Below are 23,350 nucleotides of genomic sequence, written 5' to 3' on the forward strand. Positions count from 1 at the left end.
GGATAAGCGGGCGCACGAACGTCCGAGCAAGATAAAAAGGGAGAACGATCAATGAATGGAATTAGTAGACGCGGTCTATTGAAAACAGGTGTCGCTGCGGGCGTGTTGGGCCTGACTGGCCTGCCTGTACGTGCGCAAACACGTGGCGGGAAATTCACCGCCGGCCTGAACGGCGCAAACACATCCGATAGTTGGGATGGCCGTACGCACGCCGATATGTTCATGATCGGCGCAGCGATGGGCACGGTCTTTGACTGTCTGACCGAAAACGGTGCTGATGGCCTGCTAAAAGGCGAATTGGCCGAAAGCTGGGAAGCCAGCCCCGACGCAAAGGTCTGGACATTCAACCTGCGCCAAGGCGTGACATTCCACAACGGCAAAGCCTTTGGCGCGGACGATGTGATTGAATCGCTGCAACTCCACGTGGCCGAAGGGTCCAAATCCGGTGCGCAGCCGATTGTCTCGGCGATCACCGAAATGCGCAAAATCACCGAACATCAGGTGCAGTTCACGCTTGAATCAGGCAATGCCGATTTCCCCTATCTGATGTCTGACTACCACCTGCTGATCTATCCAGCCGGTCAGATCGAAGAAGCAATCGCCAAAGGGATCGGTACAGGTCTTTACGAGGTTGTCGCCTTTGATCCGGGTGTGCGTTTTGTCGGCAAGCGCGTTGAAAACCACTATAAGGGTGACAGCGCGGGCTTCTTTGACGAGGTCGAATATATCGCGATCAACGATAACACCGCCCGTATGAATGCGCTTTTGACCGGTCAGGTTGATGCGATCAACCGCATTGATTTCAAAGGCGAAGCCCTGTTGAACGCCAACCCCGCCGTGCGCGTCCAAGAAGTGACCGGCAACCAGCACTACACATTCCCGATGCACACCAACACCGCACCGTTTGACAATGTGCATGTGCGTCAGGCGCTGAAATACGGCATCAACCGTCAGGAAATGGTCGATAAAATCCTGCTTGGCCACGGTCGTGTCGGCAATGACAGCCCGATTGGCCCTGCAAACCAATATTACAACGCCGAAATGGAACAGCTGGCCTATGATCCTGACAAGGCGCGTTTCCACCTGCAACAGGCGGGAATGGACAGTCTGGACGTTGATCTATCCGCATCAAGCGCCGCATTCGAAGGCGCCGTCGACGCGGCACAATTGTTCCAGGCATCTGCCTCTGCCGGTGGCATCAACATCAACGTGGTCCAAGAACCTGCGGATGGCTATTGGTCCAATGTCTGGCTGAAGAAACCGTTCTGCGCCTGCTACTGGTCTGGTCGCGCGACCGAAGACTGGATGTTCTCTTCTGCCTATGAGGCGGGTGCGCCGTGGAACGATACCAAATGGGACAATGCGCGTTTCCAAGAACTGCTGGTATCTGCACGTGCTGAACTGGATAGCGATGTGCGCCGTGGCCAGTACTATGAAATGCAGCAGATTCTTTCCACCGAAGGCGGCGCATTGGTGCCGATGTTTGCCAACTACGTGCAAGCGGTGAACAACCGGATCGTTTCACCTGATGTTGTCGGGAACCTGTGGCAGATGGATAACTGCCGCATGGCGGAACGCTGGTCTGTCGCTTAACCGATTATCCGCGATCTGACAGGCAAACGCCCCGCCAAATTGGTGGGGCGTTTTGCATTTTACGTCCGCGGCGCCAAGAATCTTGCATTGCATTTGCAATTCTGGTTTCTGGCCGCTTGCCCCCGGGATCAGGTTTGAGGTAGTGTCCAAATGAAAATGATTTTCATGGAGACACAGCATGTCTGAACAACGCCTTATCCGTTACGACACTGCCGATGCGCAAGCAGGCGGTCAGAAACGCCCCTTTGCCAAAGCCGTGCGCGCTGGTGACTATGTCCACATCTCTGGCCAAGTTCCTACTGTCGATGGTGAGGTTGTCACTGGTGGAATCGCCACACAAACCGAACAGGTGATCGCCAATATCAAGCAGGTTCTCGCGCTTGCAGGTTGCGGCATGGAAGACATCGTCAAGGTGAACTGCTGGCTTGACGACGCGCGCGACTTTTCCTCTTTCAACGCGGTTTTTGAAAAGCATTTTCTTGATAACCCACCTGCGCGGTCCACAGTGGAATCGCGATTGATGGTTGATGCCAAGGTCGAAATCGACGTGCTGGCCTGGAAGCCGCTGTAAAACAAAAGGTGAAACCGATGAAGGTATTGATCCATGAAACCCAAGGAACGGCGGCGGATTGCGTTGCCGGCCTGTTTGCTGAACGGCTGGCGCAGCAGCCCGAAACTGTCTTGGGTCTGGCAACCGGCGGCACGATGGAAACTGTCTACGAACGGCTGATCGCCCGTTTTCAAGCGGGGGAAATGTCGCTGGCCAAGGCGCGGTCGTTCAATCTGGACGAATATGTCGGCCTGCCGCCAGACCACCCCTGTTCCTACTGGCACTACATGCGCGAAAAGCTGTTCAACCACGTTGATCTACGCCCCGATCACGCGTTTTTGCCCAAAGGCGACGCCCCCGATGCCGAAGCCGAGGCCGCGCGCTATGAAGCGGCGATTGTCGATGCGGGCGATATCGGGCTGCAATTGCTGGGTCTGGGTGCAAACGGGCATATCGGCTTTAACGAACCGACATCTAGCCTGACTTCGCTCACACGGATCAAAACGCTGACACGTTCCACCCGCGAAGCAAATGCACGCTATTTTGAAACATTCGATGATGTGCCGCGTTTGGCGATCACGATGGGCATTGGCACGATCATGCGCGCGCAAGAGGTTGTTTTGCTGGCCTTTGGCGCAGGCAAAGCAGAGGTCGTTGCGCAGATGATCGAAGGGCCTGTTTCAGCGGCCTGCCCGGCGTCAATTTTGCAGATGCACCGCAAAGTAACGGTTGTGCTGGACCAAGCAGCGGCAAGCCGCTTGGCCCTGCGCAGCTACTACGAAGAGGTTCACCCCGAAGTGCGCGCGCCAGCAATCTGATCCAGCGATTTGCGCAGGGCAGCGACGCGTGCAGCATCCGTCGCCCGCGCCGCAGCAGGCAAAAACCCGAAGCTGACAATATCAGGATTTTGCGGTGCTTGCGCCGCGACAGAGCAAGACCCGTGAACCTCTGTCAGCGTAAGCCGCTTGGCCAGATCAAACACGTTTGTCGCGTTAACCCCGCAGCCGGGCATCACCGTGATGTCATGTTTGGCCATTTGCGCCAGCCGGTCGATGCCCGCCGCAGCGGTTTGTGCACCACCTGACGACAACACCCGTTTGATCCCCAGTGCTGCGCAAATGTCCAAGGCGGCATCGACATCCGGCGTCAGATCAATCGCGCGGTGCAATGTGATATCCAGACCATCGGCCGCCTGCACCAGTTCTTGCAGGGTTTCGCCGTCTAACTGCCCGTCCGGCAAAGATGCCCCAATCACCACACCGGCAAGCCCCGCATCGCGCACCGCCTGAATTTCAGCGACCAGCGCCGCGCGTTCTTGGCGGGTCCAGACAAAATCACCGGCGCGCGGGCGGATCATCACCATAGCGGGCAGCGGGCATTCGCGCGCAACCTTGATCAGCCCCGCTGACGGGGTAAGCCCCCCAACCCCCAACGCCGCGCAAAGTTCGATCCGGTTTGCACCGCCCCCAGCCGCCGCAAAAATCCCCGCGACATCATCTACACAAATCTCAAGCGTGATCATTTCCCCGACCTTTCCAAGTAAACAAGACTGCATGCCCCCAAAACCCCACCGATACCGCCCAGAACCGACGCGGTTCCATAGCCGCCAATCGTGGTGCCGATGGCAAAAAACAGTGCGCCCAGCGCCGCGCCAAGAAACATATTCACCGCGATCAGTGACGCGGACAAACCGGGGCGGTTTTTGATCAGGTCCAGCAAATAGCTGATCGGCAGCGAAATAATGCCCGCCGCAGCAAAGCCCGCGATCAGGCTTGCGGCGTAAACATGCCCAGGCGCCGACGCCACCGCGATCAAAGCCAAATAAACAAGATAAAGCCCCGCGCTGATCAAAAGCGCTGTGGTCATTTTGATCCGCCGCACCACCCAAGCCCAGAAAAAGATGAACACAACCTCGATCACCGCGACCATGCCGACAAGAAACCCGATATCCGCCGCGACCCCGTTGGCACGACCGGTAACGATCAGCGGCAGCACAGTCGCATTGACCGACAAAACCTGCGTAATCAGCGCCACACCCAAAATCCGCATGACGGTACCGGGGGCCAAAATCTTGGCAAGTTCCAGCAGCGCGGGGCCATTGGATTCGACTGTCGCGGGTTCGGACGAATCGGGATCAATGCCCAAAAGAACAACAATAAAACAAAGCCCCGCAGCACCCGCCGCAATCAGATAGGCCAGCATCATGCTGTCTTGGGTCGCGAGGATAAGCCCGACAATACCAGGGACCAGAACCCAAGCCAAAGACACCATCATGCGCATCAACGAATTGGCGATATTGGCTTCTTCGGGGTCGAAACTATCGGTATGTGCGCGCACATTGCCAAAAAGCATGGAATTGGTGGCGTGAAATATCGCCAAAGGCCCGATTGTCGCGATGATGAATGTCAGCGGGGTCGGGTAGACCCATACCATTGCATAACCGACGATGCCGAAACCGGACACGATCAGCAGCGGCCTCCGATAGCTTTGGAAACGGTCGGACAGGTAACCGCTGACAATCGCGAGCGTCACATGCATGATGGATGCCACAAATGCGACAGCCGCATATGTATTATCCGATAGCCCCAATTCACGGATGCCGATGACCGCCTGATAGGGCGATGTCGCACCACCCGCGAACCCGTAAAGAAAGATCGCAAGCGCCGAAGCACGCACGACACGGTGGTCGCGCAATATGGAAACCCAAGCGTTCATTGTTACCCTTTGAACCGGACAGAGAATTGCGGTGTTGGCGTGAAATCCGGACAGGGATCAAAGGGCACGATACCCTTGGCGCGGTTAAGATTGGGCAGCCGCGCGATATCTTGATTGACCACACCATCTGTCAGCGCCATCAAATTGGGATTGGCAACTGGCGCAAGCTCTGGCGACAGGTATCCCGATTTCACGACAAGCAGCCCAACCGCGCGCGGATCAAGGTCCAGCGCGGTAAAATCCGCAATGTCATGATAGGGGCGCCGCCGCGCGGCAAGAACCACCGTAATACCGCCGATTGCAACAACGGCCTGATCGTCGTCGGCGGTTTTTCCTGTCAGAAGATTGATAACCTTTGCCGCGCAGGTCAGACGCACGCCCGCGGGGTCAAGCGATCCGCCAATCGTCAGCTGCACAGTCGCGCCGACACCTGCCGCAAAACATGCCATGACCGCAGGCCGGTCTGTGATTCCTGCGACCAGCGCGTCTTGCCAGTCGCGCGCGATCAATGCCGCCAGCACATCGCCGCGATCACCCACACCGCCACCGGTCGGATTGTCGCCACTATCGGCAAGGATCACAGGGCGCGTGTCTGCCGCCGCCGCACGATCAAGCATATCATCTAGCGGCCCTGTGACGGGACCGAACCGGAACGCATCGCGCGCGTCCCAAAAACTTTGCGCGATGGTTTTGCCCGCCTTTTCAGCATCCGCACGGCTGGTGCCGGTCACGACGGCGCAGGCAGTTGCGCGCGGCTCATCAGCCCAGACATAGCCGATCATCAGATCGGTGCGCCAAACCTCTGGCCCTTCAAGTGCGGGCAGCGCTGCGTAAAGTTCGCGACCGGGCGCATCTTCGGTCGATGAACGCTCGCCGGGCAACAAAAGCGGGACAGGGACGCGCAGCACGCCGGGGCGCGCGCCCGTTTGCAACGCCTGCAAAAGCATCTGATAGGCGGCTGTCATCGTTTCAGCCACATCAATATGCGGCGCGGTGCGATAGGCCGCAAAGATGTCAATCTGGTCGACGATCTTTTGTGAAACATTGCCGTGCAGATCATAGCTGACCGCGATCAGCATATCGGGGCCAACCGCCGCGCGCACTGCCGCGATCCAGTCACCTTCGGCATCTTGCATGCCGTCAACATGCATCGCGCCATGCATCGCAAGATAGACCGCATCAATCGGACCAGCCGCCGCCAGCCGGTCAAGAAATTCGGCCTTGAACGTCTGATAGGTATCATGCGCCAAAGGGCCACCGGGGACCGCGCGGGCGTGCAGCAGCGGGACCACTTCGGCTGGAAAGCCATGCAGGAACGCAAAATAGGGATCTTGGGGCAGGTCCGCGTCCCGCAAGACGCGAAAATCCTCGGGCTGCATAAGTACCGGAGAATAGGTTGAGCATTCGGTATGGATACCGCCAACAGCGATGCGCATTAGTTTTTCCTTTAATAGGCGGGGCATTGGGTGCGGGGCCGTGCAGGGCCCCGCGATTGATCAAAGTTCGGGATGAAGGCGGACTTGGCGGGCAAACCGCAACCAGTCCTTGTTTTCCTTTTGGGTCCATGCGGCCTCGGCGACAGCGCCAAGACGCGGGAACACCAGATCGTTGAACCAATGGCGGTTGGAATAGTGTTCGCACCAGATACACGATTGCACACCACGCATTTGCCCGCGCAATTCGGCAGGGAAATCGCCTTCGGCTTCGTAGTTATAGCTTTGCTCGGGTGGGACGGGACCAGCCCAGCCTGCACCATTGTCCAGCCAATCGTCGCTTTGCACCATGTCCAGATAATAGGCCTGCCCAGGTGTCATCACGACATCATAACCTTTTTCGGCAAGCTCGATCCCCACTTTGGGGTTTTCCCAAGCCATCAGCAATGTGTCTTCGGGTGGAACACCGCCGCCATGCGCGATTTCATTCCAGCCCACCATGACTTTGCCGCGTGCGCTTAGCATGGTTTTGATTTTGCGCAAGAACCAGCTTTGCAGCTCGAATGTGCCTTGCAGCCCTTCCTTTTCCATTAGCGCCAGCGCCATGGGTGACGTCAGCCATGCATTATGCGCGACCTCATCGCCGCCGATGTGGATGTATTTTGACGGAAAAATTGTGGACAGTTCGTCAAATACGGTTTCAAGCACGTCAAATGTTTCGGGAATGGCGGGGTTCAGGGCGTTGTTGAAGTAGCCTTGCACAGGGAAATAGCTGTCTTTGGGTTCGTCCGGATCAACAAGTGACGGGATTGCTGCCAGCACGGCGGCAGCGTGTCCCGGTGTTTCGATTTCGGGCATGACATCAATGCCAAGGCTGGCCGCATGGGTCACAACAGCGCGCATTTCGTCTTGGGTATAGTAGCCACGTTTGCTTTGCGGCCCGTCGCCCAGTTGCGGCAACATCTGCGCAATATCCGCACCACGCGTGGCCCCCGCGTCGGTCAACGCAGGATAGGCCAGAATTTCGGCGCGCCAGCCTTCATCGTCGGTCAAGTGCCAATGGAATGTGTTCAGCTTGTGCCATGCCAGCAGATCAATCACCCGCAAGACTTCGTCATAGGTCCAGAAATGGCGCGATACATCCAGATGACACCCGCGCCAGTCATAGCGCGGCGCATCGTCGATTTCACCCGTTGCCGGAAACGAAAATTCAGGGTCGCTGAATGTGCCATGCATCATTTGCGCAAGGGCAATCAACCCATAGCGGCGGCCCTTTTCGGTACTGGCTGCCAAGGTGATATCGTCGGCAAAATCAATCCGGTAGGCTTCGTTTGCAAGCGTGGTGTCAGTCACGAAATGCAATGCGCGGCTGCCAGGCGCCGCGGAAAGCTGAAAAACGCGGCGCGCGGCCGGAAACAGCCGCGCATGCAGCGCGTCTACTACCAGCATCAGACGTTTGTCTGCGATCGCGGTTCCGTCGGCGGCATGGATAATCACAGGGGCTGAACCCGGCGCGGCGTCGATCGTATTGGGCCACGGCAAAAGCGCGAAAGGCAGGGTCAATCTGCCCTCTGGTAGGCGGGGTTTGGGGCGCACAGGTGCGGCGCCCGCATGCATCAGGTCGCCAACCTGCACGGCAACATGCGTGCCATCGGCATGGGTGACCCATGCCGTTTTGGCCGCGTCATTGCGGTGGTAAGGCGAACGGTTGATGCCCGTCACATAAAATGTCCAGCTTTCGCCGGGTGCAATCGGATCGGCTGACGTTGGCGCAAATTCGTGAAAATTCGCGTCGCGGCGCAGAAACGTGGCCCCTGTCAGTTCATGATCGGTCATGATCCGCGTGATTGACGTCAGCGAAAGCTTGAAGTCCGACAGCGGCTTGTCTGACAGGTTTGTCAGCGTCATTGTCCACGTGCCTTCGGGCGCGGGCGCGGGGTGCCACGCGTTTTCCAGAAAATATGTCATCGGTTGGTCCTGTTGGTCGAAGGGTGTTTAGTAATCGTCGGATTGGCTGAACGTGCGGGCCAATGCGGGAATGCCGGCGGTCAGCCCGCAATCGACGGGCAGGCAAACGCCAGTGATCGCAGCAGCAAGCGGCGAGGCAAGAAACCCGACCGCCTCGGCGACATCATCGGGGAGCACGATCCGGCCTAGCGCATAATGCTCGGCGGCTTCTTCGAATACTTTGGGATTGGCGGCAGCGCGGTCTTCCCATGCTTGGGTGCGCACGGTTCCTGGTGCAACGGCATTCGCGCGGACACCAAATTTACCATATTCGACGGCGATCATTTTGGTCAGGTGGATCATGCCGGCCTTGGAGGCGGCATAGGCAGGATGCCCAAAGGCGCCTATACCGTTAACCGAGGCAATATTCACAACCGCGCCCTTGCCCGCAATCAGCTGATCTGCAAGCGCCTGAAACACGAAATATGCCCCATCGAGGTTGAGCGCGCGGTCGAATTCCCAATCTTTGACCGATGTGGATTGCAGGCTGACGGCGCGCGATGCACCGGCGTTATTGACCAGCGTTTTCAGATCGCCCATTGCGCGGGTCGCTGTGGCCAAGGTTGCGCAGCTATCGGGGTCGGTCACGTCTAGCTGAAGCGGTACACATTGATCACCAAGCTGCGCCGCCGCGCGTTTGGCGGCTTCAAGATCAAGGTCGGCCAGAATAATGGTGTCGTGATCGGCCATCAGGCGCGCGGCGATTGCGCGGCCGATGTCGCCCGCGCTTCCGGTGATAATTGCAAGGCGTGACGCCATTTTAGTCCTCTTTTGCGGCAGGATGGATCAGGCTGGCGCGGCCGCTGGCGCGCCAGTTGATGGTGTTAGTCGCCCAGAATCTGGCTGTCGTCGCCGCCATCGCGTTGCTTGACGAGCTGCTCTTTGATTCCGCGCAAAATCTTGGCGGTTCTTGTGCGGTCCTGATAGGCGACAAGGTTGGCAATGATATCGACAACTGCCAAAGTGGCGTAACGCGTTGAAGTCGCGCGAAAAATATTCTGACCTTCAGGCAGGTCGACCGCAATTACCACATGGGCGGCTTCGGCCAGCGGTGATCCGCTTTTGGTTAGTGCGATGGTGGGGATGCCCCGTTCGCGCAAAAGCGCAAAGCAATTGGTAAGCTCTTGGTTGCGCCCCGTTAAGGACGATCCGAAAACCACAGTGCCCGTTTGCGCCGCGGCCGACAGCATCAGGTTCATCCCGTGATCGTTTGACGCGGATATACGTGCGCCCAGCCGGAACAGCCGGTTCTGGAGTTCGTTCACGATCATCGATGAATTGCCACCGGATCCGAAAGCATAGATCATTTCCGCCTTGGACAGCAGCGCGACCGCTGCATTGACCTGATCCAGGTCAAGCGTGCGATGGACCTCAAACAGCGCGTTCTGCGCCTTGGTCACAATGTCTTCGGCAACCTGTTCGGGGGTTGTGGTGATGGATTCGGGTTTCAGGTAGCGCAGGCCGACATAGGCGCTCTTGGCGAGCTGCACCTTGAAGTCCGAAAACGATGTGCAACCCAGACGCCGGCAAAACCGTGTCACGGTGGGCGGGGATACGCCCGCGCGGGTCGCAATATCTGTGATCGACGCATTGGTCGCATAATTGACGTCGGCCAAAACTGATTCGGCCAGTTTCTTTTCCATCGCAGATAGCTTGCCGTCCTCGTCTGCGAGGGCCACAATAAGGTTACCAGCGGATGTTGTGCCCGCGGCTGCGGAAAAATCTTGTGAATCAGTCATGTTGTCCTTGCGGCCCTTTCGCGATGGTCATTGTTTGTTGATGGTGTAAGGCAATCCCTCGCTTAGAAGCCATATTTTTGGCGATTACGAAATTCATTTTCGTCGTTTGTAAGAAATTATGCATAATCATCTGGATTTTTCCAGTGAAATTGTAGCATTATAGAAATGAATTTCACAGGATGATGAAAATGACGACTCAACGTGACCCGTTCCGCAACCCGTTTCCTGCCAATGACGCTGATCGTCGCGCGATTTGGGAAATGCTTGTTCCGCGCGATATTGATGCATTTGTTGCGGCGGATTGGTCCGCAGTCGCCCAAGACTTCATTTCCGAGAACTTTACAGGTGTAAGCGGCCATTTTCAGGACGACCCCGCAAAATACGATCTGGCCTATCCAACGCTGGATGCCTACCGCACGGATTGGCTTAAGCAGGCGCAGGATTTCGGCGCGGTGCGTGACGCGGGTGCATATAAAGGTGACCCGCGCGATGGCATCTATGCCGCCACCCGTCTGGAAGAGATCGAAATCACTGGTGACACCGCTTTGGTGCGCAAGAAATTTGACGGCCATTTGCCGCGCACCGACGGCCCCGCCGAACGGATGAACTGGCAAACCCTGTATTGGTGCCGCCGTCAGGATGGCCGTTGGAAAATTGCGGGGTTTGTCGGATACCTGCCGTATATCAAGGAATAACGATGACCCATTCCCCATCAAAACGCATCTTTGTGGCGGCAATGGCGACGGAAACCAACACGTTTTCGCCCATCGTCATCGACCGGCGCGCCTTCGAGGAATCGTTTTATGCCGGCCCTGGCGCGCACCCGTCGACGGCCACGCTTTGCACTGCGCCGATCCCCGTGGGCCGTAAGGTTTGCGCCGAACAGGGCTGGACCCTGATCGAAGGTAGCTCTGCCTGGGCTGATCCTGCGGGGCTTGTGTCCGGACAAACGCACCAAGATTTGCGCGACGAAATTCTGGACCAGCTGCGCGCGGCCCTGCCTGTGGATGCCGTGGTTTTGGGGCTGCATGGCGCGATGGTCGCCCAAGGCTGCATGGACCCCGAAGGTGATTTGCTCGCGCGGGTGCGTGAAATTGTCGGGCCGGATGTGCTGGTTTGTGCAGAACTGGACCCGCATAGCCACCTGACGGCCAAACGGGTCGCTGCGGCGGATTTCTTTGTCGTGTTCAAGGAATTCCCGCACACGGATTTTGTTGAACGTGCCGAAGATCTTTGGGCAATGGTTGTTGAAACGCTTAATGGGCGCATGACGCCAGTGATGTCGACCTATGACTGCCGGATGATCGACGTATTTCCTACCTCGCGCGAACCGATGCGCAGCTTTGTCGACCGGATGATCGGTTTGGAAAAGACGGACCCCAAGGTGCTGTCGATATCGGCAATTCACGGGTTTATGGCGGGGGATGTGCCTGAAATGGGCACCCATATGATTGTCGTGACCGATGGTGATGCGGCGCATGGCGCGGCGCTGGCCGAAAAACTCGGGCAGGAATTATTTGCGAATCGTGGCAAACATATGATGCCGCAGATGGATGAACGCGCGGCGGTTGCGGCCGCAATGGTGCCGCATGACGGTCCTGTGGTGCTTGCTGATATGTGGGATAATCCGGGCGGCGGCACCGCAGGTGATGCCACTGTATTGCTGCGCGAATTGATGACCCAAGGGGCCAAGGGCGCTGCGATTGGCACCATCTGGGATCCAATCGCGGTAAAACTATGCATGGCCGCAGGTGAAGGTGCCGTAATGCCTTTGCGTTTTGGAGCCAAATCCGCGCCGATGACCGGTGATCCGGTGGATGCGTTGGTTAAGGTTGTGACATTATCGAAAAACGCCGAAATGATCTTTGGCGAAAGCGTGGTGCCCTTTGGCCCCGCCGCGCGTATTGCGCTTTTGGATGCGGATGGCGTTGAAATCGGGATCGAGGTAATCCTGAACACCGTGCGCGCGCAAAGCTATGATCCTTCGCTGTTTGCGGTGATGGGCATTGATCCGCTGGCGCAGAAAATTCTGGTGATCAAATCGACCAACCATTTTTATGCGGCCTTTGCGCCGATTGCCTCTGAAATCCTGTATTGCGCGGCGGGCAAGCCCTATCCCAATGATCCTGCGACAAACCCCTACCGGTTTGTGCGGGATGATATCTGGCCGCGCGTCGAAAACCCGTTTGCAAAGGATGCGTGATTTGGATTTCCCTTGGCCCAACATCGGCACCGCATTGGCGGATGTGCTGACCCCGATGCCCGTGATCGACGAAACCCGCCTTGCGGCCAATATCGCGCGGGCGCAGACCTATCTGAACGGGCATGGCAAGGCATTCCGCCCCCATATCAAAACCCATAAAATCCCTGCAGTCGCGCGCCAACAGACAGACGCGGGCGCAATCGGGATCAATTGCCAAAAAGTAACCGAGGCCGAAGTCTTTGCCGATGCGGGTTTTGACGACATCCTGATTACCTATAATATACTGGGCGCCGCACGGGTGGCACGGCTAAAGGCGCTGAACGCACGGGTCGCCAAGTTACGTGTTGTTGCGGATAATCCGGTGACGGTGGACGGGCTGGCCAAGGCATTCGGCACCGGCAAACCGCTATGTGTACTGGTGGAATGCGATACGGGTGCGGGGCGCTGCGGTGTGCAATCGCCTGACGCTGCCGTCGCGCTGGCGCGCCAGATTGCGGATGCCAGCGGGCTGACTTTTGGCGGGCTCTTGACCTATCCGGCAGTTGGCGGCGCTGCGGCCGTTGAAACATTTTTGCAAGACACGATGGGCAAGCTGGCCGCGCTGGGCATTGATTGCCCGATGCGATCAAACGGCGGCAGTCCGGATCTGTTTTCCGCCCATCTGGTGCCCAGCGCGACAGAGCATCGCGCGGGCACCTATGTTTACAATGATCGTTCTATGGTGCGGGCAGGGGAATGCGGCCCCGATGATATCGCGATGCACGTGCTTGCAACGGTCGTGTCACGCCCGACCGAAACCCGCGCGGTGCTGGATGCAGGTTCCAAGGCGTTGACGTCGGATTTGCTGGGCTTTGCGGATCACGGTGAAATCGCCGGGTTGCCTGGCGCAAGGATCACCGGATTGTCCGAAGAACATGCCGTCGTTGATCTGACAGGGTGCAGCGGCCCCTTGCCCGCGGTGGGCGCGCAGGTGCAGATCATCCCCAACCATACCTGCGTGGTGTCAAACCTGTTTGACCACATGGTGTTTCATCGTGACGGCATCGTGACACGGGTTGAACCCGTGGCGGCGCGTGGAACTGTTTGGTAGGTAGGGATAATGACACAAACCACCGCCTTTCACGCGCCACGCATCTTTGACGGCAGCCACTGGCATGATGATGCCGCACTTTTGGTGGCTGACGGGCGTGTCGTGCAGATATTGCCGCGCGCTGATGCGCCTGACGGGGTGCAGATTGACGGCATGCTTGTGCCGGGGTTGATTGATCTTCAGGCAAACGGCGGCGGCGGCATCTTGTTCAACAATGGTCTGACCGCCGATGCGATTGGCACGATTTGCCGCGCGCACGCCGGATTTGGCACGACATCTGTCATGGTGACCCTGATCACCGATACACAAGATTCAACGGCAAAGGCGATTGCAGCTGGTCAGATCGCGGCCCGGACATCGGGTTTTCTTGGGTTGCACCTTGAGGGGCCACATCTGGACCCCGCCCGCAAAGGCACCCATGACCCCGCCTTGATCCGCACGATGGACGCGGATGATCTGGAAATTCTGATTGGGGCAGCCGCACAATTCGATCACCTGATTTGTACGATCGCACCGGAATCTGTCAGTGTGGATCAAGTCACTGCACTGCGGCAGGCAGGTGCGACCATCAGCCTTGGTCATACGGGTTGCGATTTTGCGACGGCGCTTGCCTATGCGGATGCAGGGGCGACAATGGTGACCCATCTTTTTAACGCGATGGGCCAGATGGAACACCGCGCGCCGAACCTTGTGGGTGCCGCACTTGATGACGGGCGGCTTTGGGCGGGGCTTATTGCCGACGGGTATCACGTTGCCGATGCGCCAATGCGCGCCGCGTTGCGGGCCAAGGCCGGACCCGCTGGCATGTTTTTGGTGTCGGATACGATGTCGACGATTGGCAGCGATCTGACCGGATTTACATTGAACGGGCGCGAAATTTTCCGTGCGGACGGGCGGCTGACGCTGGCGGATGGTACGCTTGCGGGGGCAGATATCGCGCTGATCGATGCGCTGCGCTATGTGCATCAGACACTCGGGTTTTCGCTTGAGACAGTGCTGAACCTTTGCGCATTGGCGCCTGCGCAGGCGATGGGCATTGCGGATCGGGGGCATTTGCGTCCGGGCGCGCATGCCGATTTCTTTTGCCTGACACCTGCGATCACCGCAGCAGGCACATGGATCGGCGGAACAAAGATAAAGGTGCAGGGATGATTCTGTGTTTTGACATTGGCGGCACCGCCATCAAAGTGGCCGAAGCCTATAGCGCCGATAAGGTCATTCCGAAGGGCCGCGTTAAGACGCCAACCCAAAGCTATGATGATTTCATCGCAGTGCTGCGCAATGCGATTGCGGCGGCGAATGTGCGGCCGCGGGTGCTGGCGTTTTCGCTGGCGGGTGTTCTGGATCCGGATTCGGGGATCGCAACAGTTGCGAATATTCCCTGCCTGTCGGGCCGAAAGCTGCAATCAGTGCTCGAATCCGAACTGCAATTGCCTGTGGTTCTGGCCAATGACGCGGATTGTTTCGCCCTTGCCGAGGCAACAGTCGGCGCTGGGCGCGGGCATGATGTGGTCTTTGGCCTGATCCTTGGCACCGGCGTTGGCGGCGGCGTTGTTGTGCGCGGGCAATTGATTAATGGTGCTGGCGGTTTTGCAGGTGAATTGGGCCACGGCCCAATTGCGCAGCGCATGTTTGATGACCCGCAAATCACATTGCCTGCATTTTCATGCGGCTGCGGTCTGGATGGCTGTCTGGATGCCGTGTGTTCAGCGCGCGGGCTCGAACGTCTGCACGCGCATCTGCATGGCGCTGCGCTGGACAGTCCCGCCATTGTTGCGGGCTGGGAAGCCAACGAGCCCGCATGTGCGACCACAATTTCTATCTGGCTGGCGTTACTGTCGGGGCCTTTGGCGGCGATGGAAAACATGCTGGGCGCGGGGATCGTTGCGGTCGGCGGCGGCATGTCCAATTCGGTGCGATTGATTGCAGCGCTTGATCTGGCCGTGCGTGAAAAGACGCTGAGGCGATTCGCGCGGCAGCTTGTTGTGCCCGCAGAATGCCCGATTGAACCCGGACTGGTGGGTGCGGCCATCCTTGGCTTGCAGCGCAGTGGAACTGCCGCAGCCTAGCGGTGAAAAATAGTACTAAAAATCCATGAATCTGCGCCACTTGTGAAAACGAATTACAAAAATACAGAAAATATGCGCAAATTTGTGAAAGTTTCTTGACGCAGAGAACGTTTTTGCGCCAATATTAGAAAAGGAATTTCTTCACAGGGGGATGCGGCATGAAAGTCGCTATTATCGGGCTTGGTTTCCGTCTCGGCTATCTGGGCTATGTCTTTCACGAGATGGACCCCGATTTTGAGATCGTCGGCTACTACGATCCTGCACCTGCGGGGATGGCCACACTCACGGAACACGGGATTGACGCGGGACCGGCCCACGCGTCGCCCCAAGAGCTGATCAAGGCGGGTGGTTACGACCTGCTGATGATCGGCTCACCTAATCACATGCATCTTGATCATATTCGTATGGGGCTTGAGGCGGGCAACAAGGTATTTTCAGAAAAGCCGATCGTTTCGACGATTGAACAGACCTATGAGCTGGCGGCATTGCTTGGCAAATACGGTACTGAAAATCTGATGGTCGGGCTGGTGCTGCGCTATGCGCCGCTTTACCGCGATCTGCTTGCGGCGCGCGATACGGGTATGCTGGGCAATATAGTATCGGTCGAGGCGGCCGAACATATCTATCCCTATCATGGCGCGTTTTTCATGCGCGACTGGCGTCGTTATGAAAAATGGTCCGGCAGCTTTATGCTGGAAAAATGCTGTCATGATCTGGACCTTTATAACGGTCTGATCGGCGCGCGCCCCGAACGGGTCGCAAGCTTTGGCGGGCGCAAGACATTCATCCCTGCCAATGATCCGCGCAACGAAGGGATCAATGATCTTGATATCTATCACCGCAAGCCTTCGGGCTGGAACGGATCGGACAAAGTTTTCGATAACGACGGTGATATCATCGACTATCAGGTTGCGATTATCGAATATGCCAATGGTGTCGGGATGAATTTCCACACCAATCTGAACGCCCCTGATCAATTCCGTCGCTTTGCGGTGTTTGGCACCAAGGGTCAGGCCGAGGGCGATTTCATCCGCGCGAATTTCAAAGTGACGGATGTACTGAGCGAAGAAACCAAGATCGACAAGACCTACGCCGAAAGCAAGCTTTCGCAGCATTACGGTGCCGACGAAGAAATGGCGGCCAAGGTCATCGCCCATACAATGCATGGCGGCCCGCTGCCGGTGTCGCCGCTGGACGCGCTCGAGGCAGGTATCCTTGCACTGACAATGGACGAGGCCCGCCGCACCAAACAGGTCATTGATATGCGCCAGATTTGGGAGCGCTATGACAACGCCTATACAATCAAGGAGTTCGTCGCATGACGCAGACCCGCGCCGCTTGGATATTTGCATGGGCGCTGCTTGCGCCGGCAATTCTATACATTCTGGTGATCGTCGCCTGGCCGTTGTTTGAAACATTCCGCCTGTCGTTCACCGATGCGTCTTTGCGCCGGACCACCAACTATGTCGGTTGGGACAATTACACCAAGATTTTCGACAAGGATTTCCTGGAAATTATTATGCGCACCTTCACGTGGACGTTTTTTTCGGTCCTGCTGAAGATGACAATCGGGACATTCGGGGCCGTTTTGCTGAACTGCGCTGTGCCGGGCCGCCATGTGTTCCGTCTGCTGACCATGCCGCCGTGGATCGTGCCGATGGCGATTGGCATTTTCATGTGGGGCTGGATGTATAACGGCCAATTCGGGATGATTTCGGGCCTGATGCAGCGGCTTGGGCTTTCTGACGGTCCGGTTGCGTTTCTTGCCTACGGGAATACGGCCTATTGGTCGACAATCGTGACCGACGTCTGGATCGGCGTGCCGATGGTGACGATCTATTTTCTGGCGGCAATCCAGTCGATCCCACGTGATCTATACGAGGCCGCATGGACCGATGGTGCAAGCCGCTGGATGCGGTTCCGCCGGATCACCCTGCCGCTGATGGGCCCTGCGATTATTACCATGTCGATGCTGTCTTTGATCGCGACCTTCAACAGCTTTGACATCATCTGGATTTTGACCCAAGGCGGCCCGTCCGGCAGCACCACAACGATGATCATCGACACCTATTCGACGGCCATCGGTTCCAAGAAATATGGCGAAGGTGCCGCGCGCGCTGTCGTGATCTGTATCTTCTTGTCGCTGTTCTGCGTCGCCTACTTCCGCGTCACACGCAAACTTGCGTCATCAGATAAGGCATAGGGGAATATCATGGCGCTTAACCTGTTCAAATCCAAAGAAACACGGGCGATGATCGACCGGTATAGCTTGATCGAACTGATCGGCATCTACCTCGGGATTTTCCTGTTCCTGTTCTTTATGCTGGCCCCCTTCATCGAAGGGTTCCTTGTCAGCCTGAAACCGCTGTCACAGCTGTTTTCGACACCCTATTCGTTCTGGCCTGAAAACGGGTCATTCTCGGCCTATGTGACCATGTGGGAAAGCGTGCCGCGCTTCGGGCGCTATATCTTTAACTCGCTGCTGATATCGATCGTGTCGACGATCATCGTGCTGATCCTTGTGGTGCCTGCGGCCTATGCGTTTGCACGGTTCCAGTTCAAAGGCATGGCGCTTGTGCTGGGTGCATTCCTTGCCGTGTCGATGTTTTCGGGTGCGGTGCTGTTGATCCCGCTGTTCCGGCTGATGCGCACGCTAGGCCTGTTGAACACCTACTATGCAATGATCATTCCGGGGGCTGCTTTCTTGATCCCTGCGGCGATCTGGCTGCTGCGCACCTATATGATGCGTATCCCGATTGAATTGAACGAAGCCGCCTATATGGATGGCGCGTCGCAATTCTATACCTTCCGCCGCGTGATCCTGCCGATCGCACGTCCGGGGATCATGGTTGTCGCAATCATGACATTCATCGGGGCCTATGCGCAGCAGTTCATCTTTGCACTGACGTTCAACTCCAAGACCGAATTCATGCCGCTGCCTGTGGGTCTGTTCGCCTACTTCGGCAAACAAGAGGTCATCTGGAACGAACTTATGGCGGCCAGCTTTGTCGGGATTGCACCGGCGATGGTCATCATTTTCTTCCTTCAACGCTATCTTGTCAGCGGTCTGACCGCTGGTGCGGTGAAGCAATAACAAACGATTTCAACATACTAACCAACTGGGAGACTAAAATGACTACTGTAATCAAAAAAGGCCTGTTCGGTGCCCTGCTTGCCGGGACAACCGCGCTGCCAGCGCTCGCACAGGATATCAGCTGGATCTACTGCGGCGATTCTGTTGACCCTGTTCACGAACAAGCAATCGTTGATTGGGAAGCCGCCAACGAAGGCTGGACCGTCACAATCGAAAACGTTGGCTGGGCACAGTGCCAGGACAAAGCAACAACACTTGCTGTTGCAGGTAGCCCTGTTGCTATGGCTTACGTTGGGTCACGCACGCTCAAGGAATTTGCGCTGAACGAACTGATCGTTCCTGTGCCAATGACCGCCGAAGAGCAGGCGCTGTACTACCCGCATATCGTTGATACTGTGACTTTCGAAGGTACACAGTGGGGCGTTCCAATCGCGTTCTCGACTAAGGCGCTGTACTGGAACAAGGACATCTTTGAAGCGGCCGGTCTTGATCCGGAAACACCGCCAACAACATGGGAAGAAGAAATCGCATTTGCGCGCCAGATCACCGAAAACACCGATTTTGCGGGTTACGGTCTGTCGGCAAAGACATTCGACAACACCATGCACCAGTTCCTGCACTGGGTTTACACAAACAACGGCCAAATCATCGATGCTGATGGCAACATTACCATGGACAGCCCAGAAGTTCTTGCTGCTTTGCAAGCCTATCAGGACATCACGCCTTATTCTGTCGTAGGTGCAACCGCTTACGAGCAAAACGAAATGCGCGCGATCTTCCTTGATGGTCAGGTTGGCATGTTGCAAGCATCTGTTGGCGCAGCGATGTTGCTGCCAGATACCGGCATCAACTGGGGTGTTGCTACATTGCCCGTTGGTCCAGCGGCAAGCGGTCCAGGCACATTGTTGATCACCGATTCACTGGCGATCTTTGATGGTTCTGGCGTTGAAGAAAAAGCGATTGAATTCGCGAAATACGTCACATCGCCTGAAATCCAGCTGAGCTACGAAATGTCACCGACATCCGGCCTGACACCGCTGCGCCCATCCGCCGCTGTTGATGCGCTGGTTGCTGAAAAACCATTCTGGGCACCTTACATTGAAGGTATCGCCTACGGTGGTCCAGAGCCGCTGTTCACCGACTACAAAGGTTTCCAGAACGTGATGATCGAAATGGTACAGGCTGTTGTAACCGGCGAAGCTGAACCAGCAGAAGCCCTGTCATCAGCAGCTGTAGAGCTTGAAGAGTACAAATAAACGTCCTCCCGGCGTGACCCAGCCGCCCGTTTACAGGGCGGCTGGGCCAAACCAGTTCAAACCGTGAGACGATTAAACATTAAACCCGAGGAGAAGCCATTTGGGCCAGCTATCCCTTAAAAACGTCGTAAAGACCTTTGGTGATTTCGAAGTCGTCAAACGCATTTCACTGGACGTGCAAGAAGGCGAGTTCGTCGTATTCGTCGGCCCGTCTGGCTGTGGTAAATCCACGCTTTTGCGGATGATCGCGGGTTTGGAACATACAACTGCGGGCGATATTCTGATCGACGGCAACCGTGTGAACGATCTGCCGCCCGTCAAACGTGGTATTGCGATGGTGTTCCAATCCTACGCGCTTTACCCGCACATGTCGGTCTATGAAAACATCGCGTTCCCCTTGCGGGTCGAGCGCGCCCCCGAAAAAGAAATCCGCGAAAAGGTCGAAGCTGCCGCCGCGATCCTGCATTTGGACAGCCGTTTGGACCAAAAACCTGGCAATCTGTCGGGTGGTCAGCGCCAGCGGGTTGCAATTGGCCGCGCAATTGTACGCCAGCCAGAAATTTTCCTCTTTGACGAGCCGCTTTCGAACCTAGATGCCGCCCTGCGCGCGGATATGCGGATCGAATTGACGCGCCTGCACAAACAGCTCAGCACCACGATGATCTATGTGACCCATGATCAGGTCGAGGCCATGACAATGGCGGACCGTATCGTTGTGCTGCATGACGGTCATATCGCGCAGGTCGGTGCGCCGCTTGCGCTTTACCACAAGCCCGAAAACACATTTGTCGCCGGATTTATCGGAAACCCGCGGATGAATTTCCTGCCCGTAACTGTTCAATCCGCCTCGGACGAGGGGATCACTGTTGAATTTCAGGGGCAAAGCCTGACAGTCGCGGTGGATGTGCCCGCTGACCGGCGCGCCGCGCTGGCCGGTACGCAGGTATCGCTTGGCATTCGACCCGAACATATTTCATTGGGCGCGGGCAACGCCGTGATCAAAATCACCCCGACGGTCGTTGAACATCTTGGCCAGCAGACAATCGGCTATGCAAAACTGCCCGATCTTGAAGACAACTTTTGCTTCGTCCTGCCCGGCACGCAGATGATCATGGATGATCAATCGGTCAATGTGTCATTCGCAACCAGCGACTGCCATATCTTTGATTCCGATGGTCAAGCATTCGAGCGTCAAATCGACCTTTCGGCGATGACTGTCCCCGCGCCGGTCCTTTCCGAATAACGAATTGGTGCCGCCGCGCAAGGCGGCACTTGCAGACTCGGGCAACTGGGCGTATATGGACGCTAATAGCGGCGCCTTGGCTTCCAAACCCAACGGTTCCACCGGGAAATATCAACGGGCCGCGCGCCCGTTTTTTTGTGCTTGAGAGAGATATGAACGACCTGATCGCCAAAGCGGCCATTGACCGCCGTATCGCTGGAATTATCACCCCCGTTGTCGAGGACATGGGGTTCGAAGTCGTGCGCGTGCGTCTGATGACAGGCAAGGAAAGCATCCTGCAAGTCATGGTGCAAAAACCGGACGGCACGATGGAAGTTGACGATTGCGGGCATGTGTCCACGGCGCTTAGCGCGATTCTGGATGTCGAGGACCCGATTGTTGACGTTTATAACCTTGAGGTTTCCAGCCCGGGCATTGACCGCCCGCTGACACGGCTCAAAGACTTTGATCAATGGGAAGGCTTTGAAGCCAAGATCGAAACTGACGAATTGATCGACGGTCGCCGCCGCTTTAAGGGCGCGCTGGCCGGGACCGAAGGTGACGAGATTTTGATCACGATCCCCGAAGGCACGATCGGTCTGAAATTTGAATGGCTGTCAGACGCCAAACTGGTGCTGACAGATGAATTGATCCGCGATGTTTTGCGCGGTCGCAAGGATGCGGGCCAAATTGACGAGGCCCAATTTGACGAGATTGAAACCATAATTGATGGTGAGGAGAACACCTGATGGCATATACTTCCGCGAACCAGCTGGAGCTTTTGCAAACGGCCGAAGCCGTCGCACGTGAAAAAAATATCGACGCTGGTCTGGTTGTCGAAGCGATGGAAGAATCGCTCGCGCGGGCTGCAAAGTCCCGCTACGGCGCTGAAATGGATATTCGCGTGGATATCGACCGCAAGACCGGCAAGGCCACGTTTACCCGCGTGCGCACGGTTGTGGAAGAAGAAGAGCTTGAGAACTATCAGGCCGAATTCACCGTCGAACAAGCCCGCGAATACATGGAAAACCCCGAAGTGGGTCAGCAGTTCATCGAAGAAGTGCCCCCTGTTGAACTGGGCCGGATTGCTGCGCAATCTGCGAAACAGGTGATCTTGCAAAAAGTCCGCGAAGCCGAGCGTGACAAGCAATACGAAGAATTCAAAGACCGCGCAGGCACCATCATCAACGCGCTGGTCAAACGCGAAGAATATGGCAACGTTATTGTTGATGTCGGTTCAGGTGAGGCCGTTCTGCGCCGCAATGAAAAGATCGGCCGCGAGGCATACCGCCCCAACGACCGTATCCGTTGCTACATCAAAGAAGTCCGTCGCGAGCAGCGCGGCCCGCAGATTTTCCTGTCGCGCACAGCGCCGGAATTCATGGCCGAACTGTTCAAAATGGAAGTGCCTGAAATCTACGAAGGTGTCATCGAGATCAAAGCTGTTGCCCGTGATCCTGGATCGCGCGCGAAAATCGCTGTGATTTCTTATGACAACTCGATTGATCCTGTGGGTGCTTGCGTTGGTATGCGCGGCAGCCGTGTGCAGGCTGTTGTGAACGAACTGCAAGGCGAAAAAATCGATATCATTCCTTGGAATGAAGACATGCCGACGTTCCTTGTGAACGCGCTTCAGCCTGCTGAAGTGTCCAAAGTTGTTCTGGACGAAGAAGCCGGCAAAATCGAGGTTGTTGTTCCAGATGAGCAGCTGTCGCTGGCAATTGGCCGCCGCGGCCAGAACGTGCGCCTTGCGTCACAGCTGACCGGTCTCGACATCGACATTCTGACCGAAGAAGAAGAGAGCAAGCGCCGTCAGGCCGAGTTTGAGCTACGCACGAAGTTGTTCATGGATACACTTGATCTGGACGAATTCTTTGCCCAGCTTCTGGTTTCCGAAGGCTTCACCAGCCTTGAAGAAGTCGCCTATGTCGAGGTGGACGAGTTGACAGTGATCGAAGGCGTTGACGAAGACACCGCCGGCGAATTGCAAGCCCGTGCCCGCGATTATCTGGAAGCCAAAGCCAAAAAGGCGATGGACGCAGCCCGCGCGCTGGGCGTCGAAGACAGCCTCGCGAACTTTGAAGGTCTGACACCGGATATGCTTGAGGCATTGGGCAAAGACGGTGTGAAAACGCTGGAAGACTTTGCAACCTGCGCAGATTGGGAACTGGCCGGCGGCTGGACGATCGTGAACGGCGAACGCGTCAAGGATGACGGTGTGTTGGAACCGTTTGATGTGTCTTTGGAAGAAGCACAAAACATGGTCATGACAGCGCGCGTCATGTTGGGCTGGGTTGATCCGGCTGAACTGGAAACCGCTGAAGAAGACGATGAATTGACAGAGGAAGAAGAGGCCTAAGTCAGGCCTTTTTGAAGGGA

At 56.7% G+C, this 23,350-nt stretch carries 21 protein-coding genes; 15 read left to right on the forward strand and 6 right to left on the reverse strand.

From position 1 onward, the window contains the following. Positions 1-51 precede the first annotated feature (51 nt). From BM320_RS13600 to nagB, 3 genes are all read left to right on the forward strand, one after another. On the forward strand, positions 52-1,593 hold the full coding sequence (locus BM320_RS13600; protein WP_090201169.1) for an ABC transporter substrate-binding protein: 1,542 nt from the start codon (positions 52-54) through the stop codon (positions 1,591-1,593). 178 nt (positions 1,594-1,771) lie between these two features. Then, the gene (locus BM320_RS13605; protein ID WP_090201171.1) at positions 1,772-2,164 is read left to right on the forward strand and encodes a RidA family protein; all 393 of its coding nucleotides are present in this window, start codon (positions 1,772-1,774) and stop codon (positions 2,162-2,164) included. 17 nt (positions 2,165-2,181) lie between these two features. Next, entirely contained in the window at positions 2,182-2,961 is a 780-nt protein-coding gene (gene nagB, locus BM320_RS13610) for a glucosamine-6-phosphate deaminase (protein WP_090201173.1), read from the forward strand. On the opposite strand, the gene BM320_RS13615 is transcribed toward nagB, so the two are convergent. The 6 genes from BM320_RS13615 to BM320_RS13640 all read right to left on the reverse strand — a co-directional run bounded on the left by BM320_RS13615 (position 2,931) and on the right by BM320_RS13640 (position 10,037). Then, positions 2,931-3,665 (reverse strand): copper homeostasis protein CutC, encoded by a 735-nt coding sequence (locus BM320_RS13615; protein WP_090201175.1) that lies wholly within the window; start codon positions 3,663-3,665, stop codon positions 2,931-2,933. The genes nagB and BM320_RS13615 overlap by 31 nt on opposite strands. Then, positions 3,662-4,858 (reverse strand): MFS transporter, encoded by a 1,197-nt coding sequence (locus BM320_RS13620; protein WP_090201177.1) that lies wholly within the window; start codon positions 4,856-4,858, stop codon positions 3,662-3,664. The genes BM320_RS13615 and BM320_RS13620 overlap by 4 nt, the downstream gene beginning before the upstream one ends. A 2-nt stretch (positions 4,859-4,860) precedes the next feature. Continuing rightward, positions 4,861-6,294, reverse strand: a complete 1,434-nt coding sequence (locus tag BM320_RS13625) for a M81 family metallopeptidase (RefSeq protein ID WP_090201179.1) — start codon at positions 6,292-6,294, stop codon at positions 4,861-4,863. A gap of 60 nt (positions 6,295-6,354) precedes the next feature. Next, positions 6,355-8,259, reverse strand: coding sequence for a beta-N-acetylhexosaminidase (locus BM320_RS13630; protein ID WP_090201181.1), 1,905 nt, complete (start codon positions 8,257-8,259; stop codon positions 6,355-6,357). Positions 8,260-8,286: 27 nt separating this feature from the next. Continuing rightward, positions 8,287-9,057, reverse strand: a complete 771-nt coding sequence (locus BM320_RS13635) for an SDR family oxidoreductase (protein WP_090201183.1) — start codon at positions 9,055-9,057, stop codon at positions 8,287-8,289. Between the two features lie 65 nt (positions 9,058-9,122). Next, the gene (locus BM320_RS13640) at positions 9,123-10,037 is read right to left on the reverse strand and encodes a MurR/RpiR family transcriptional regulator (RefSeq protein WP_090201185.1); all 915 of its coding nucleotides are present in this window, start codon (positions 10,035-10,037) and stop codon (positions 9,123-9,125) included. Between the two features lie 188 nt (positions 10,038-10,225). Between BM320_RS13640 and BM320_RS13645 the strand changes: the two genes are divergently transcribed. From BM320_RS13645 to nusA, 12 genes are all read left to right on the forward strand, one after another. Further along, positions 10,226-10,732 (forward strand): hypothetical protein, encoded by a 507-nt coding sequence (locus tag BM320_RS13645; RefSeq protein WP_242651056.1) that lies wholly within the window; start codon positions 10,226-10,228, stop codon positions 10,730-10,732. Between the two features lie 2 nt (positions 10,733-10,734). Then, a complete protein-coding gene (locus tag BM320_RS13650) occupies positions 10,735-12,240 on the forward strand; it encodes a M81 family metallopeptidase (RefSeq protein WP_090201187.1) in 1,506 nt (501 codons plus the stop codon). 1 nt (position 12,241) lies between these two features. Beyond that, positions 12,242-13,330, forward strand: a complete 1,089-nt coding sequence (locus tag BM320_RS13655; RefSeq protein ID WP_242651057.1) for a D-TA family PLP-dependent enzyme — start codon at positions 12,242-12,244, stop codon at positions 13,328-13,330. A 9-nt stretch (positions 13,331-13,339) separates the two neighbouring features. Then, positions 13,340-14,482, forward strand: coding sequence for an N-acetylglucosamine-6-phosphate deacetylase (nagA, locus tag BM320_RS13660; RefSeq protein WP_090201190.1), 1,143 nt, complete (start codon positions 13,340-13,342; stop codon positions 14,480-14,482). Beyond that, the gene (locus BM320_RS13665) at positions 14,479-15,399 is read left to right on the forward strand and encodes an ROK family protein (RefSeq protein ID WP_090201192.1); all 921 of its coding nucleotides are present in this window, start codon (positions 14,479-14,481) and stop codon (positions 15,397-15,399) included. Before nagA ends, BM320_RS13665 begins: the two co-directional genes overlap by 4 nt. Positions 15,400-15,557: 158 nt before the next feature. Continuing rightward, on the forward strand, positions 15,558-16,721 hold the full coding sequence (locus BM320_RS13670) for a Gfo/Idh/MocA family protein (protein WP_090201194.1): 1,164 nt from the start codon (positions 15,558-15,560) through the stop codon (positions 16,719-16,721). Beyond that, complete coding sequence (locus tag BM320_RS13675) at positions 16,718-17,602, forward strand: carbohydrate ABC transporter permease (RefSeq protein ID WP_090201196.1); 885 nt, start codon at positions 16,718-16,720, stop codon at positions 17,600-17,602. Before BM320_RS13670 ends, BM320_RS13675 begins: the two co-directional genes overlap by 4 nt. Positions 17,603-17,611: 9 nt before the next feature. Further along, entirely contained in the window at positions 17,612-18,493 is an 882-nt protein-coding gene (locus BM320_RS13680) for a carbohydrate ABC transporter permease (RefSeq protein ID WP_090201198.1), read from the forward strand. Between the two features lie 38 nt (positions 18,494-18,531). Then, on the forward strand, positions 18,532-19,749 hold the full coding sequence (locus tag BM320_RS13685) for an extracellular solute-binding protein (protein ID WP_090201200.1): 1,218 nt from the start codon (positions 18,532-18,534) through the stop codon (positions 19,747-19,749). Between the two features lie 100 nt (positions 19,750-19,849). Beyond that, positions 19,850-20,992, forward strand: a complete 1,143-nt coding sequence (locus BM320_RS13690) for an ABC transporter ATP-binding protein (protein ID WP_090201201.1) — start codon at positions 19,850-19,852, stop codon at positions 20,990-20,992. Between the two features lie 152 nt (positions 20,993-21,144). Then, positions 21,145-21,720 (forward strand): ribosome maturation factor RimP, encoded by a 576-nt coding sequence (gene rimP / locus BM320_RS13695; protein WP_090201203.1) that lies wholly within the window; start codon positions 21,145-21,147, stop codon positions 21,718-21,720. Continuing rightward, positions 21,720-23,330 (forward strand): transcription termination factor NusA, encoded by a 1,611-nt coding sequence (gene nusA, locus BM320_RS13700; RefSeq protein ID WP_090201205.1) that lies wholly within the window; start codon positions 21,720-21,722, stop codon positions 23,328-23,330. The genes rimP and nusA overlap by 1 nt, the downstream gene beginning before the upstream one ends. Positions 23,331-23,350: the final 20 nt, after the last annotated feature.

This window comes from Yoonia tamlensis (assembly GCF_900115105.1).
GTDB classification, from domain to species: Bacteria; Pseudomonadota; Alphaproteobacteria; order Rhodobacterales; family Rhodobacteraceae; genus Yoonia; species Yoonia tamlensis.

What these genes read in the sequence shown, in the direction of transcription:
- BM320_RS13600 (WP_090201169.1), top strand. Translation starts at nt 52, where the DNA reads ATGAATGGAATTAGTAGACGCGGTCTATTGAAAACAGGTGTCGCTGCG.
- BM320_RS13605 (WP_090201171.1), top strand. Translation starts at nt 1,772, where the DNA reads ATGTCTGAACAACGCCTTATCCGTTACGACACTGCCGATGCGCAAGCA.
- nagB (WP_090201173.1), top strand. Translation starts at nt 2,182, where the DNA reads ATGAAGGTATTGATCCATGAAACCCAAGGAACGGCGGCGGATTGCGTT.
- BM320_RS13615 (WP_090201175.1), bottom strand. Translation starts at nt 3,665, where the DNA reads ATGATCACGCTTGAGATTTGTGTAGATGATGTCGCGGGGATTTTTGCG.
- BM320_RS13620 (WP_090201177.1), bottom strand. Translation starts at nt 4,858, where the DNA reads ATGAACGCTTGGGTTTCCATATTGCGCGACCACCGTGTCGTGCGTGCT.
- BM320_RS13625 (WP_090201179.1), bottom strand. Translation starts at nt 6,294, where the DNA reads ATGCGCATCGCTGTTGGCGGTATCCATACCGAATGCTCAACCTATTCT.
- BM320_RS13630 (WP_090201181.1), bottom strand. Translation starts at nt 8,259, where the DNA reads ATGACATATTTTCTGGAAAACGCGTGGCACCCCGCGCCCGCGCCCGAA.
- BM320_RS13635 (WP_090201183.1), bottom strand. Translation starts at nt 9,057, where the DNA reads ATGGCGTCACGCCTTGCAATTATCACCGGAAGCGCGGGCGACATCGGC.
- BM320_RS13640 (WP_090201185.1), bottom strand. Translation starts at nt 10,037, where the DNA reads ATGACTGATTCACAAGATTTTTCCGCAGCCGCGGGCACAACATCCGCT.
- BM320_RS13645 (WP_242651056.1), top strand. Translation starts at nt 10,226, where the DNA reads ATGACGACTCAACGTGACCCGTTCCGCAACCCGTTTCCTGCCAATGAC.
- BM320_RS13650 (WP_090201187.1), top strand. Translation starts at nt 10,735, where the DNA reads ATGACCCATTCCCCATCAAAACGCATCTTTGTGGCGGCAATGGCGACG.
- nagA (WP_090201190.1), top strand. Translation starts at nt 13,340, where the DNA reads ATGACACAAACCACCGCCTTTCACGCGCCACGCATCTTTGACGGCAGC.
- BM320_RS13665 (WP_090201192.1), top strand. Translation starts at nt 14,479, where the DNA reads ATGATTCTGTGTTTTGACATTGGCGGCACCGCCATCAAAGTGGCCGAA.
- BM320_RS13670 (WP_090201194.1), top strand. Translation starts at nt 15,558, where the DNA reads ATGAAAGTCGCTATTATCGGGCTTGGTTTCCGTCTCGGCTATCTGGGC.
- BM320_RS13675 (WP_090201196.1), top strand. Translation starts at nt 16,718, where the DNA reads ATGACGCAGACCCGCGCCGCTTGGATATTTGCATGGGCGCTGCTTGCG.
- BM320_RS13680 (WP_090201198.1), top strand. Translation starts at nt 17,612, where the DNA reads ATGGCGCTTAACCTGTTCAAATCCAAAGAAACACGGGCGATGATCGAC.
- BM320_RS13685 (WP_090201200.1), top strand. Translation starts at nt 18,532, where the DNA reads ATGACTACTGTAATCAAAAAAGGCCTGTTCGGTGCCCTGCTTGCCGGG.
- rimP (WP_090201203.1), top strand. Translation starts at nt 21,145, where the DNA reads ATGAACGACCTGATCGCCAAAGCGGCCATTGACCGCCGTATCGCTGGA.
- nusA (WP_090201205.1), top strand. Translation starts at nt 21,720, where the DNA reads ATGGCATATACTTCCGCGAACCAGCTGGAGCTTTTGCAAACGGCCGAA.